This is a genomic window from Pseudomonas sp. SA233 (genome assembly GCF_054792385.1).
This window is the reverse complement of record NZ_CP096449.1, coordinates 5,266,944-5,279,771: the sequence shown is the minus strand read 5'-3', so window position 1 is coordinate 5,279,771 and position 12,828 is coordinate 5,266,944. Positions and strand designations below refer to the sequence as shown.

11 protein-coding genes are annotated in these 12,828 nt (G+C 66.2%); 6 read left to right on the top strand and 5 right to left on the bottom strand.

The window, feature by feature from the left end; all coding sequences use genetic code 11:
- Positions 1-2: 2 nt before the first annotated feature.
- The 5 genes from pyrR to gshB form a co-directional block, all read right to left on the bottom strand.
- A complete protein-coding gene (pyrR, locus tag M1D87_RS24215) occupies positions 3-521 on the bottom strand; it encodes a bifunctional pyr operon transcriptional regulator/uracil phosphoribosyltransferase PyrR (protein ID WP_015272082.1) in 519 nt (172 codons plus the stop codon).
- 49 nt (positions 522-570) lie between these two features.
- Positions 571-1,008 carry a Holliday junction resolvase RuvX gene (gene ruvX / locus M1D87_RS24210; RefSeq protein ID WP_123084787.1) on the bottom strand — a complete coding sequence of 146 codons (438 nt, stop codon included), beginning with the start codon at positions 1,006-1,008 and terminating at the stop codon, positions 571-573.
- Positions 1,008-1,577 (bottom strand): YqgE/AlgH family protein, encoded by a 570-nt coding sequence (locus M1D87_RS24205; RefSeq protein ID WP_015272081.1) that lies wholly within the window; start codon positions 1,575-1,577, stop codon positions 1,008-1,010. The genes ruvX and M1D87_RS24205 overlap by 1 nt, the downstream gene beginning before the upstream one ends.
- Positions 1,578-1,748: 171 nt before the next feature.
- Complete coding sequence (locus M1D87_RS24200; protein WP_013974528.1) at positions 1,749-2,654, bottom strand: energy transducer TonB; 906 nt, start codon at positions 2,652-2,654, stop codon at positions 1,749-1,751.
- Positions 2,655-2,745: 91 nt separating this feature from the next.
- A complete protein-coding gene (gene gshB, locus M1D87_RS24195) occupies positions 2,746-3,699 on the bottom strand; it encodes a glutathione synthase (RefSeq protein ID WP_039612489.1) in 954 nt (317 codons plus the stop codon).
- Between the two features lie 212 nt (positions 3,700-3,911).
- Between gshB and M1D87_RS24190 the strand changes: the two genes are divergently transcribed.
- The 6 genes from M1D87_RS24190 to M1D87_RS24165 are packed head-to-tail and all read left to right on the top strand — an operon-like array spanning position 3,912 to position 12,810.
- On the top strand, positions 3,912-4,313 hold the full coding sequence (locus tag M1D87_RS24190; RefSeq protein WP_003257770.1) for a response regulator: 402 nt from the start codon (positions 3,912-3,914) through the stop codon (positions 4,311-4,313).
- A gap of 47 nt (positions 4,314-4,360) precedes the next feature.
- On the top strand, positions 4,361-4,726 hold the full coding sequence (pilH, locus tag M1D87_RS24185) for a twitching motility response regulator PilH (protein WP_003257768.1): 366 nt from the start codon (positions 4,361-4,363) through the stop codon (positions 4,724-4,726).
- On the top strand, positions 4,723-5,277 hold the full coding sequence (locus M1D87_RS24180; protein ID WP_003257767.1) for a chemotaxis protein CheW: 555 nt from the start codon (positions 4,723-4,725) through the stop codon (positions 5,275-5,277). The genes pilH and M1D87_RS24180 overlap by 4 nt, the downstream gene beginning before the upstream one ends.
- Before the next feature lie 11 nt (positions 5,278-5,288).
- Positions 5,289-7,343 carry a methyl-accepting chemotaxis protein gene (locus M1D87_RS24175; protein ID WP_013974525.1) on the top strand — a complete coding sequence of 685 codons (2,055 nt, stop codon included), beginning with the start codon at positions 5,289-5,291 and terminating at the stop codon, positions 7,341-7,343.
- A gap of 48 nt (positions 7,344-7,391) precedes the next feature.
- Positions 7,392-12,344 (top strand): hybrid sensor histidine kinase/response regulator, encoded by a 4,953-nt coding sequence (locus tag M1D87_RS24170; protein ID WP_123084786.1) that lies wholly within the window; start codon positions 7,392-7,394, stop codon positions 12,342-12,344.
- Positions 12,337-12,810 (top strand): chemotaxis protein CheW, encoded by a 474-nt coding sequence (locus tag M1D87_RS24165; RefSeq protein ID WP_123084785.1) that lies wholly within the window; start codon positions 12,337-12,339, stop codon positions 12,808-12,810. Before M1D87_RS24170 ends, M1D87_RS24165 begins: the two co-directional genes overlap by 8 nt.
- The last annotated feature ends 18 nt before the right edge of the window (positions 12,811-12,828 follow it).

Here is a 12,828-nt window from a genome sequence, read left to right as displayed (position 1 = left end):
TCTTAAAGGGCGGAAGCGGAGGCGAGGTCCTGGCGCTCGAGGGCGAGCGGTGCGGGTCCGGTCAATTTTACCCGTTCATGGGGGGGCAGCGACAGGGTGGCGCCGAGTACATTCGGGCGGATTGGCAGTTCGCCAGCATCCAGGTCCAGCAGGCAGACCAGGGTGACGCTGGCCGGGCGGCCATAATCGAACAGTTCGTTGAGCGCGGCGCGTACCGTGCGGCCGCTCATCAGCACGTCATCCACCAGCACCAGGTGCTGGCCCTCGACCTCGAACGGCAGCTCGGACGGGCGCACTTGCGGGTGCAGGCCGTTCTGGCTGAAGTCGTCGCGATAGAACGAGACGTCCAGAGTGCCCATGGGGCTGGTGTCGCCCATGGCTTCCTGCAGGGCCTGGGCAACCCAGACGCCGCCGGTGCGGATACCGATGTAGCGCGGTTCGGTAATTGCCCGGCGCGCCAGGTGGGCACGAAGGTCGACAGCCATCTGCCGAATCAGGTCGGCGGGATTGGGTAGGCTCATTGCGGGCTCCTCGGAAGGGTGCGCCGGGCGGGGCCGGCGGCAAAGATGATCAGGTATTGGCCTCCAGCCAGCCTTGCAGCAACAGGGCGGCGGCGATGGCATCGACCGGGTTGTCGCGGTAGCTGCCGCGCTGGCCGCCACGGGCCATGCGCTCGCCCTTGGCCTCGAAGGTGGTCAGGCGTTCGTCGTGGGTGTACACGGGCAGGTTGAAGCGGCCGTTCAGGCGGCGGGCGAACTTTTCTGCGCGGGCGCTCATTTCGCTGGGGGTGCCGTCCATGTTCAGCGGCAGGCCGACGACGATGGCGTCGGGCTTCCATTCGGCAATCAGCTTTTCCACCTGGGCCCAATCCGGCACGCCGTTCTGTGCCTTCAGGGTGCAAAGCTCGCGGGCCTGGCCGGTGACCACCTGGCCGACGGCTACGCCGATCTGTTTGCTGCCGTAGTCGAAGCCCAGCAGCAGACGCAGTTCAGGGTGCAGTTCGGCCATCAGGCGTGGCCCGCCTGGCTGGTCAGCAGGTTCAGGTTGATCCCCAGGCTGGCGGCGGCGGCTTCCAGGCGCAGGTCGCTGGTCAGGCCGAAGATGATTTCCGGGTCGAACGGGCAGTTGAGCCAGGCGTTGTCGGCAAGCTCCGCTTCCAGTTGGCCCGCTTCCCAGCCGGCATAGCCCAGGGTGATCAGGCTCTGTTTCGGGCCTACCCCGGCGGCGATGGCAAGCAATATATCCTGCGAGGTGGTCAGCGACAGCCCTTCCAGCGCCACGGTGGCCTGGAAACTGCATTCGCTGCTGTGCAGCACGAAGCCACGGTCGGTCTGTACCGGGCCACCTTGGTAGATCGGCACCTGCAAGGTGCTGGCCGGTGGCATTTCGTCCGGGCGCAGCTGCTCGAGGATGTCGGCCAGGTTCAGCTCCTGCGGCCGGTTGACCACCAGGCCCATGGCGCCATGGGCGTTGTGCTCGACGATGTACGTGAGGGTCTGGGCGAAGTTCGGATCGGCCATGTGCGGCATGGCGATCAGGAACTGATGCTTGAGGTAGCTCGGCGTGAGGGTTTTCATGGGGGATAGTGTGGCGCCAGGTGGCGAGGCTGACAAGGTGCGTAACGAGGCTTGCGCGTTCCCTGTGGGAGCGGGTTTACCCGCGAATGCGCCAGATCAGGCAATGATGTCGCTTAGTCGGACGCTTTCGCGGGTAAACCCGCTCCCACAGGGACCGCGTAATGCCGCAGGTCAGTTACTGGACAAACGGTCCCCACGGGCAAAGCGCCAGGTGCGGATGATCTCCAGCCGGTCAAACTCGGCCAGGTCCCCGGTAAACGGCGCAAACGGCGCCGCCAGCCGCACGATGCGCTGCGCCGCCTGGTCAAGCACCGGTTGCCCGGACGACTCCAGCACCAGTACCTCGTACAGCGAGCCATCGCGGTTGATCGACACCATCATGCGCAGGTTGCCGTAGATCTGTTGCCGGCGCGCTTCATCGGGGTAGTTCAGGTTGCCCACCCGCTCGACCTTCTTGCGCCACTCCTCCTTGTACCAGGCACCCTTGTCGCGCATGGTCGAGGCGGCGTTGAGCCGATGGATGCGCGGGCGCTTGGCGTACATCTGCTGTTCGTTGGACAGTTCCGCCTCCAGGCTGGCGATCTGGCTGGACAACTGTGAGCTGTCGAAGTCCGGTGCCGGAGCTGCCGGCTTGGGCTGCGGTTTGCTTTCCCTGGGTTTGGGCTCGACCTTCTGCGGCTTGGGCGCCGTGGTCACTACCGCCGACTTCTGCGGGACAGGGGGCGGTACCACCTCGGGCTTCGCGGCGGGTGGCGGGGTGATCTTGTTGATCTTGCTGTCCTGGAACGGTGCCAGTTCGGTGGTCTTGGGCACCGCTTTCTTGTCCAGGGTGCCGCTGCCCTGCTGGTTGTCCTGGGCCTGGAAATCGGCCTTCTCCGGCGGTTTCTCGCTCTTGAAGGTGGCCAGGGTGATGTCCATGGTGTGGCGGATTTCGGCAGGCTTGACCACGCTGAAGCCGACGCCGAGGATCAGCGCCAGGTGCACGAGGGCAGCCAGGAACAGGGTAAAGCCGAGCCGGTCCACCGGGCGAACACGGGGGGGCAGCAGGTCGGCGGGGATGTCAGCGGGCAGCGTCATCGGGTTTCCAGCAACCGCAGGGCGGGGTAGCAGGCCAGGCCAAAAGGACCCGCATCATACCCCACTCTGGGTTGTTGCCGTGCGTCGGCGGTCAGCGCGCCTTCAGCTGGCGATCAATGGCATCCATCAATTGCCCGCCGATGTCGGTGTTGTAGGCGGCATCGATCTCGCGGATGCAGGTGGGGCTGGTGACGTTGATTTCGGTGAGGTAGTCGCCGATCACGTCCAGGCCTACGAACATCAGGCCCTTCTCGCGCAGGGTCGGGCCGACCTGGGCGGCGATCCAGCGGTCGCGGTCGGTCAACGGGCGTGCCTCGCCACGGCCACCGGCGGCCAGGTTGCCACGGGTCTCGCCGCTGGCCGGGATGCGCGCCAGGCAGTAGTCCACCGGCTCGCCGTCGATCATCAGGATGCGTTTGTCGCCGTCCTTGATCTCTGGCAGGTAGGCCTGCGCCATGATCTGCTGGCCGCCGTGCTGGGTCAGGGTCTCGAGGATCACCGACAGGTTAGGGTCGTCCTTGCGGTGACGGAACACCGAGGCGCCGCCCATGCCGTCCAGCGGCTTGAGGATTACGTCACCACGGCTGTCGGCGAACTCGCGCAGGATGTCGACACGGCGGCTGACCAGGGTAGGCGCCATGCACTGCGGGAACTGGGTGGCGAACAGTTTTTCGTTGCAGTCGCGCAGGCTCTGCGGGCGGTTGACCACCAGTACCCCCTCGCGCTCGGCCTGCTCCAGCAGGTAGGTGCTGTAGACGAACTCCATGTCGAAGGGCGGGTCCTTGCGCATCAGGATCACGTCCAGCTCGGCCAGCGCGCTATCCTGCTCCTCGCCCAGCTCGAACCAGCGGGCCGGGTCGGCGAACACTTTCAGCGGGCGCATCTGCGCACGGGCCTGGCCGGCGCCCAGGTACATATCGCGCTGTTCCATGTAGAACAGGCTCCAGCCGCGCGCCTGGGCGGCCAGCAGCATGGCCAGCGAGCTGTCCTTCTTGTAGGAGATGGACGCGATGGGGTCCATGACAATGCCGAGGCGAACGCTCATGGGGTGGTTCCTCTTGGCGGCACGTGGCCGCGATGGATCGAAAGAAAAGTGGCTCAGGGTGGCGCCGTGAACGCCGCCGGTCAAGGGGCGCCGCAGATGGAACGGCCACCCGGAGTGTGCTAAAAATGCCAGTCATAGCGCTATACAACAGGCCTTTGGGGCTGCGCAGCAGCTCCAGGAATTCGGCATAAGCAGCGACGGTAGCCCAAGTGATGGAACAACCCCTGAAGGTGATGGTGATCGACGACTCGCGCACGATCCGCCGCACCGCACAGATGTTGCTCGGTGAAGCGGGCTGCGAGGTGATCACCGCCAGCGATGGCTTCGATGCCCTGGCCAAGATCGTCGACCACCAGCCCAGCATCATCTTCGTCGATGTGTTGATGCCGCGCCTGGACGGCTACCAGACCTGCGCGGTGATCAAGCACAACAGTGCCTTCAAGGACACCCCGGTCATTCTGCTTTCGTCACGTGACGGCCTGTTCGACAAGGCCCGCGGCCGGGTGGTCGGCTCCGACCAGTTCCTGACCAAACCGTTCAGCAAGGAAGAACTGCTCGACGCGATCCGCGCCCACGTGCCCGGTTTTGCCGCAGCCCAACAACACGCACCCTGACCGCGCCCCGCCATGGCACGGTCTTTCTTTCCTGATGGGGAACCAGCATGGCCCGAGTTCTGATTGTCGACGACTCGCCGACAGAGATGTACCGATTGACCGAATGGCTGGAAAAGCACGGCTACCAGGTGCTCAAGGCCAACAACGGTGCCGATGGCGTGGCCTTGGCACGGCAGGACAAGCCCGACGCGGTGTTGATGGACATCGTGATGCCCGGCATGAACGGCTTCCAGGCAACCCGTCAGCTCAGCAAGGACCCGGAAACCAGCACCATCCCGGTGATCGTGGTCACCACCAAGGACCAGGAAACCGACCGTATCTGGGCCACGCGCCAGGGCGCCCGTGACTTCCTGACCAAGCCGGTGGAAGAGGACGCGCTGATCGCCAAGCTCAAAGAAGTGCTCGGGGCTTGACCACCCGCCCGCAGGGCGCGTCGCTGACCGCCTTCGAGTTGTTGCTGGACATCGACCGGCGCTGCCGCCTGCTGGTCGCCGACCAGCCGCCGCAGGACAACCGCCTGCAACAGTGGAGCGGCATCGGCTTCCGCATAGCCGGGCAATGGTTCGTCGCGCCCATGGGCGAGGTTGCCGAGGTGCTGCGCGAACCGCGCAGCAGCCGCGTCCCCGGCGTGCAGCCGTGGGTTTGCGGGGTAGCCAACCTGCGCGGCCGGCTGCTACCGGTGATGGACCTGAGCAGTTTCTTCGGCCTGGGCCACGCCGCCCCGGGCAAGCAGCGGCGGGTGCTGGTGCTGGACCACGAGGACCTGTTCGTCGGCCTGCTGGTGGACGAGGTGCTGGGCCTGCAGCACTTTGCCCTCGACAGCCTGCAACTGTCGCCGCCACAGCCCCTGATCCGCGCCGCTGCACCTTTCGTGCAGGGGCATTTCCCGCGTGAACGCAACTGGGCGATCTTCAGCCCCTTCGCCCTGGCCCAGGCGCCGGGCTTTCTCGATGTGGCGTTATAGGACCTGCGAACGTGAACAAGCCTGCCACCCCCGTCACCACCGTGACCCCACGTACCCGCAGCATCGCGCAGATCACCGTGCTGTTCCTGATCCTGATCCTGTCGATCATCCTGCTGTTCGCCAACTTTGCCTACCTGAACACCCAGTCCAACTACGACAAGCAGTACATCGGCCACGCCGGCGAACTGCGGGTGCTGTCGCAGCGCATCGCCAAGAACGCCACCGAAGCCGCCACCGGCAAGGCCCTGGCCTTCAAGCTGCTGTCGGACGCGCGCAACGATTTCGAACGGCGCTGGGGCTACTTGCGTGAGGGTGACAAGTCCACCGGCCTGCCACCTGCGCCGCCCATGGTGCGTGACGAGATGGAAGCGGTACGCCGCGACTGGGAAAACCTGCGCAAGAACACCGACACCATCCTGGCCAGCGAGCAGACCGTGCTGTCGCTGCACCAGGTGGCGGCGACCCTGGCCGAGACCGTGCCGCAGTTGCAGGTGGAATACGAGAAAGTGGTCGAAATCCTGCTGCAGAGTGGCGCCCCGGCCAGCCAGGTGGCGGTGGCCCAGCGCCAGTTGCTGCTGGCCGAACGCATTCTCGGCTCGGTCAACACCGTGCTGGCCGGTGACGACGCCGCGGCCCAGGCGGCGGATGCCTTCGGCCGCGATGCCGGGCGCTTCGGCCAGGTGCTCGAGGGCATGCTCAGTGGCAACGCGGCGATCCAGGTGACCCGTGTCGAGGACGCCGACGCCCGTGCGCGCCTGGCTGAAATTGCCGAGCTGTTCCAGTTCGTTGCCGGCTCGGTGGATGAAATCCTCGAAACCTCGCCGGAACTCTTCCGCGTGCGCGAGGCTGCGGGCAACATCTTCAGCCTGTCGCAAACCCTGCTCGACGAGGCCTCGCACCTGGCCAACGGTTTCGAGAACCTGGCTGGCGGGCGCACGCTCGACACCGTCGGCGGCTATGTCCTGGGCCTTCTGGCGCTGGCTTCGATCATCCTCATCGGCCTGGTCATGGTACGCACCACCAACCGCCAGCTGCGTGAGACGGCGGAAAAGAACGAACGCAACCAGCAGGCGATCATGCGCCTGCTCGACGAAATCGAAGAGCTGGCTGACGGCGACCTGACCGTGACCGTATCGGTGACCGAAGACTTCACCGGCGCGATTGCCGACTCGATCAACTATTCCGTGGACCAATTGCGCGACCTGGTCGCCACCATCAACCACAGTGCCGTGCAGGTCGCTGCCGCCGTGCAGGACACACAGAACACCGCACGCCAGCTGGCCAAGGCCTCGGAGCACCAGGCCGAGCAGATCAGCGAGGCTTCCGAGGCGGTTGGCGACATGGTCGAATCGATCGACCGGGTTTCGGCGCATGCCTACGAGTCGGCCAAGGTGGCCGAGCGCTCGGTGGCGATCGCCAACAAGGGCAACGAGGTGGTGCACAACACCATCAACGGCATGGACAACATTCGCGAACAGATCCAGGACACCGCCAAACGGATCAAGCGCCTCGGTGAGTCTTCCCAGGAAATCGGCGATATTGTCAGCCTGATCGACGACATTGCCGACCAGACCAACATCCTCGCCCTCAACGCGGCGATCCAGGCCTCGCTGGCCGGCGAGGCCGGCCGTGGGTTCGCCGTGGTCGCCGACGAAGTGCAGCGCCTGGCCGAACGCTCGTCGTCGGCCACCCGGCAGATCGAAGCGCTGGTGCGCACCATCCAGGCCGACACCAACGAGGCGGTGATATCCATGGAGCAGACCACCGCCGAGGTGGTGCGCGGTGCCCGCCTGGCCCAGGATGCCGGGGTGGCGCTGGCCGAGATCGAAGGCGTATCGCAGAACCTTGCCGACCTTATCCACAGCATCTCCGATGCCGCCCAGCTGCAGACTTCGTCTGCCGGGCAGATCTCCCACACCATGGCGGTCATCCAGCAGATTACCGCGCAGACCTCCGCCGGCTCCGGCGCCACTGCCGACAGCATCCGCCACCTGGCACGCATGGCCAGCGAGATGCGCCGTTCGGTGTCCGGGTTCACCCTGCCACCACCAGCAGAGCCCAAGTGAAGAGCCCTACTGATGAGCTCTACTGAAAAGCCGCGCCGAGGAATGCCCATGGCTGTAGCAGCTGTAAGCCCCGAGCGCCACGACACCGTGGCGCTGGCCTGGACCAAAGCCGCCATCCTCGACTGCCTGGGCCAGGCGCGCCAGGCGCTGGAGCGCTTTGCCGGCGAGCCTGGCGACCTGTCGATGCTGGCATTCGTGGTCGACAACCTGCACCAGGTGCACGGTTGCCTGCGCATGCTCGAACTGCGCGGTGCCACGCGCCTGGCTGAAGAACTGGAGCTGTTCGCCAAGGCCCTGGCCGATGGTCAGGTCAGCCCCCGCGGTGATTGCCTGGGCGCGTTGTTCCGCGGCCTGGAGCAATTGCCATCGTATCTGGAGCGCCTGCGCGGCGCCCGCCACGACCTGCCACTGGTGATGCTGCCGCTGCTCAACCAGCTGCGTGCCTGCCGTGGCGAGGAGCCGTTGGCCCAGGCCAGCCTGATCAGCGGCGCCACCCAACGCTTTGCCGGTGCCGACGACCTGGCCAACCTCGACCTGTCGCTGGGCAACTGGCGCGAGCAGCTGCAGGCAGGGCCGGGCCGCGATGCCCTGCGCTCGGTGGTGACCGCGCTGTGCGACGACCTGATGCGCATCAAGGAGCGCCTGGACCAGTTCGTGCGTGGCGACCGCCAGCACAGCGAGCAGCTCGATGCCCTGCTGGCACCGCTGCGCCACGTGGCCGACACCCTGGCGGTGCTTGGCTTCCAACAGCCACGCCGGGTGATCATCGACCAGGTGCTGGCGTTGCAGGCCCTGGCCCAGGGCGAGCGGGCCGTGGACGACGCGGTGTTGATGGATGTAGCGGGGGCCCTGCTGTACGTGGAGGCCACGCTCAATGGCATGGTCGGCCCGCTGGAGGAAAACGGCCAGGGCGGCCTGCCGGGCTCGGACCTGGCCGAAATCCGCCAGCTGGTGTTGAACGAGTCGCTGAACGTGCTGCAGCAGGCCAAGGACCTGATCGGCGATTGCCTGGAATCCGGCTGGCCTCGGCAACGCCTGCAACCCTTGCCAGGGCTGTTGCAGCAGATTCGTGGTGCGCTGGCGATGTTGATGCTGCCGACCGTGGCCGAGCTGTTTGCCGGTTGCGCCAGCTATGTGCAGCGGTGGCTGCAGCACCTGGAGGTGGAGCCGCCAGCCGATGAGCTGACGCACTTGGCCGAGGCCCTGAGCGCCGCCGAATGCTACCTGCAATGGCGGGTGGCGGACCCATTGGCGGATGGCCAGCCCTTCATCGACATGGCGCGCGCCAGTTTGGCGACACTGGGTGTGCACTGCGCGATGGTCGAGGCCACCGCAGGCCAGGATGGTAGCGCTGATGGCATCGATGACGAGCTGCGTGAAGTGTTTCTCGACGAGGCCGGTGAACTGCTGCCGGAAATCGAGCGCCACTGGTTGCGCTGGCGTGCCGACAACCAGCAGCGCGAGGCACTGGGAGAAGTACGCCGCGCCTTGCATACGCTCAAGGGCAGTGGCCGCATGGTGCATGCCGAGGCGGTGGCCGAGCTGGCCTGGGGCGCAGAACACCTGCTGAACCGGGTACTCGAGGGCCGCAGCGTGCTCAGCCCGGAAGGCGTGGTGGCCCTGCAGCAGGTATTCGTCTACCTGCCCGACCTGTTGGCCGACTTCGCCGCAGGCCAGTTGCCGCAATTGACGGAAATTGAGCAACTGGCCGGGCACCTGCATGCCCTGGCCGAAAACGATGCCCCGGTGGCGGCCGACATCGACGGCCTCGATCCGCAACTGCTCGACATTTTCCGCAGCGAGGCGCAGGGCCACCTGGCCAGCCTGGATGCTTTCCTGCAGGGCGCCGACGGCCACGATACGCAGGTCAGCGATGGCCTGCAGCGCGCCCTGCACACGCTCAAGGGCAGTGCCGCCATGGCCGGGGTGATGCCGGTCGCCGAACTGGCCACCGCCTTCGACCGCCTGGCACGTGAATACAAGGGCCACCAACTGCCCCTGCAAATGGCCGAGATCGAATGGCTGGAAGCTGCGCGCTCGCTGTTCCACCTGGGCCTGGCGCAACTCGACAGCACGCCGTTGGCAGCCATCCCCGGCGCCGCGGAACTGATCGAGCAGGTCGGCCAGGCGGTTGACGGGCACCTGGCCAGCTTGCATGACGACCCGCAGCATGGGCGGCGCAGCAAGCGCGACCCGCAATCGATTGCCAGTTTCCTGGCCCAGGCCATGGATATCCTGCTGGATGCCGAGTCGTTGCTGTCGCGCTGGCAGGAACAGCCCGGCCAGCGCGATGCGCTGGACACCCTGCTCGACGAACTGACTACCCTGGGCCACGCTGCGCATCTGGCCGACCTGTGGCAGATGGATGACGTGTGCGAGGCCTTGCTCGACTTGTACGGCGCCGTGGAGGAGGGCAGCCTGCCCGCCGATGCACGGTTCTTCGCCCACGTGCAGCGGGCCCATGAAGCACTGCTGGACATGCTCGACGAAGTGGCGGCCGGGCAGGACATCCCGCCAAGGCCAGAGCTGGTCGACAGCCTGCGCCACCTGCTTGGCCAGGCCCTGGCACCGGAGGCCACTGGCCTGGTGGGCATCGACACGGTCACGCCGTTGCATCCGGACATGGACCTGGCCGATACCCTTGGCCTCGGGCCTGCGCACAACCCTTTGCTGCCAGCTGTGGCCGAGCCGCTGGTCGAAGAGCCGGAAAGCCCAGGCGAAGAGCTGCTGGAAGTCTTCCTCGAAGAAAGCTCGGACATCGTCGAGAGTGCCGCCGCTGCCCTGGCGCGCTGGCAGGCCGACCCGCGCAGCAGTGTCGAGGTGGACAACCTGATGCGCGACCTGCACACCCTGAAGGGTGTGGCGCGCATGGTCGAAATTGCGCCGATCGGCGACCTGGCCCACGAGCTGGAGTTTCTCTACGAACTGCTGGCCGCAGGCCGTATGCCACCGAGCGCGCCACTGTTCGCCTTGCTGCAGAACTGCCATGACCGCCTGGCGCATATGCTCGATGCCGTGCGCCTGGGGCAACCGCTGCATGCTGCCACCGCGCTGATCGACTACATCCGCAACTTCAGCTTCTCGGCCCTGGCCGACAGCGCTGCCGGCCAAGGGCCGGTCGAGGCCGCGACCAGTGAGGCGCCGGCGGTGGCTCCGGAGCGGGCACCAGGCGACATGGTCAAGGTCGATGCCGAGCTGCTCGACGACCTGGGCAACCTGGCCGGTGAGCACTCGATCATCCGTGGGCGCATCGAGCAGCAGGTGAACGATGCGCAATTCACCCTCAACGAGATGGAAACCACCCTCGAGCGCATGCGCGACCAGTTGCTGCGCCTGGATATCGAGACCCAAGGGCGGATGTCCAGCCGGCAGCAGTTCGAAGGCGATGCCTATGACGACTTCGACCCGCTGGAAATGGACCGCCACTCGCAACTGCAGCAACTGTCGCGGGCCTTGTTCGAGTCCGCCTCGGACTTGCTTGACCTCAAGGAAACCCTGGCACAGCGCGCCCAGGAAGCCCACAGCCTGCTGCAGCAGCAAGCGCGGGTTAACAGCCAGTTGCAGGAAGGCCTGACCGCTACCCTGATGGTACCCTTCGAGCGTCTGGTGCCGCGCTTGCAGCGTGTGGTACGGCAGGTGGCCAGCGAGCTGGGCAAGCAGGTTGAGCTGGTGGTCGGCAATGCCGAGGGTGAGCTCGACCGCAGCGTGCTCGAACGTATGGTGGCGCCGCTGGAGCACATGCTGCGCAACGCCGTCGACCATGGCCTGGAAAGCCGCGAAATACGCCTGGCCGCCGGCAAGCCGGAGCAGGGCACCATTCACCTGAATCTGCTGCACGAAGGCGCGGACATCGTTATCGAAATGACCGACGACGGTGCCGGCGTGCCACTGGAAGCGGTGCGCCGCAAGGCCATCAAGCGCGGCCTGCTGGACCCGCAGGCGCAATTGAGCGATCACGAGATCCTCCAGTTCATCCTGCGACCGGGCTTTTCCACTGCCGAGAAGATCACCCAGATTTCCGGGCGTGGCCTGGGCATGGACGTGGTGCACGAAGAGGTCAAGCAACTGGGTGGCTCGATGAGTATCGAGTCGGCCCAAGGCAAGGGGGCGCGCTTCCTGATCCGCCTGCCGTTCACCGTGTCGGTCAACCGTGCGCTGATGGTGCACCTGGGCGAAGAGCAGTACGCCATTCCGCTGAACACCATCGAGGGCATCGTCCGCGTGCCGCCGGCCGAACTGGCGGCGTGCTACCAACTGGACGCCCCGCGTTATGTGTACGCCGGCCACGAATACGAGCTGCGCTACCTGGGTGAGCTGCTGCAGGGCATGCCGCGCCCGGCATTGCTCGGGCAGAGCGTGCCGCTGCCGGTGCTGCTGGTGCATTCCCAGGAGCAGTCGTTCGCCATCCAGGCCGACAGCCTGTCGCCCAGCCGCGAGATCGTGGTGAAGAGCCTGGGGCCGCAGTTTGCCGCAGTTGCCGGGTTGTCGGGGGCAACGCTGCTGGGCGATGGTCGGGTGGTTCTGATTCTCGACCTGCTGGGCCAGTTGCGTGGCCAGCAGCGGCGCCTGGCGCGCCTGCCGGGCGGCGGTGCGGCCCGGCGCCAGGTGTTCGGCCCGGCGCCACGGCGGGCGTTGCTGGTAATGGTGGTGGACGATTCGGTGACTGTGCGCAAGGTCACCAGCCGCCTGTTGGAACGCCACGGCATGAGTGTGCTGACGGCCAAGGACGGGGTCGATGCAATGGCCCTGCTGGAAGAACACCGCCCCGATGTGTTGCTGCTGGACATCGAGATGCCGCGCATGGACGGCTTCGAGGTGGCCACACGTATCCGCCGTGACGAACGTCTGAAAGACTTGCCGATCATAATGATTACTTCGCGCACCGGGCAGAAGCACCGCGACCGCGCCATGGCCATCGGCGTCAACGAATACCTGGGCAAGCCGTATCAGGAGTCGGTCCTGTTGCAGAGCATTGCCCACTGGAGCCAGACCCATGCTTGAACTGATCGCCGGCCAACGCAGCAGCCTGACCGGGCTTTTGCTGCCGTTGGGTGACCGTACCCTGGTGTTGCCCAACGTGGCGGTGGCCGAGTTGAGTGGCCAGCGCAACGTGGTGTGCCAACGCGGCGAGCCGGCCTGGCACCTGGGCTGGATCGGCTGGCGCCAGCAGCGCCTGCCGCTGATCGGCTTCGAAGCCGCGTGCGGTGGCGAGACACCCTGCGGCGAGCGGGCACGCGTGGTGGTGCTCAATGCCTTGGGTGATACCGGCCTGCGCTACCTGGCGTTGTTGCTGCAGGACATACCGCGCTCCTGCAAGCTCGACAGCCAGCTGAACTACGTGGACGTGGCGCTGGGCCGTCTGGAGCTGGCGGCGGTGCAGGTGGGTGAGCAGGTGGCGCGGGTGCCGGACCTGGTCGGGCTGGAACGGCTGGTGCGTGACGCGGAACTGCAACCTGAGCTTGGGTAGGATGTAAGACACAGGGCC

Excerpts from the sequence above, each read along its gene's own strand:
- M1D87_RS24170 (WP_123084786.1), top strand. The coding sequence starts at position 7,392 with ATGGCTGTAGCAGCTGTAAGCCCCGAGCGCCACGACACCGTGGCGCTG.
- pyrR (WP_015272082.1), bottom strand. The coding sequence starts at position 521 with ATGAGCCTACCCAATCCCGCCGACCTGATTCGGCAGATGGCTGTCGAC.
- M1D87_RS24165 (WP_123084785.1), top strand. The coding sequence starts at position 12,337 with ATGCTTGAACTGATCGCCGGCCAACGCAGCAGCCTGACCGGGCTTTTG.
- M1D87_RS24205 (WP_015272081.1), bottom strand. The coding sequence starts at position 1,577 with ATGAAAACCCTCACGCCGAGCTACCTCAAGCATCAGTTCCTGATCGCC.
- pilH (WP_003257768.1), top strand. The coding sequence starts at position 4,361 with ATGGCCCGAGTTCTGATTGTCGACGACTCGCCGACAGAGATGTACCGA.
- M1D87_RS24190 (WP_003257770.1), top strand. The coding sequence starts at position 3,912 with ATGGAACAACCCCTGAAGGTGATGGTGATCGACGACTCGCGCACGATC.
- gshB (WP_039612489.1), bottom strand. The coding sequence starts at position 3,699 with ATGAGCGTTCGCCTCGGCATTGTCATGGACCCCATCGCGTCCATCTCC.
- ruvX (WP_123084787.1), bottom strand. The coding sequence starts at position 1,008 with ATGGCCGAACTGCACCCTGAACTGCGTCTGCTGCTGGGCTTCGACTAC.
- M1D87_RS24200 (WP_013974528.1), bottom strand. The coding sequence starts at position 2,654 with ATGACGCTGCCCGCTGACATCCCCGCCGACCTGCTGCCCCCCCGTGTT.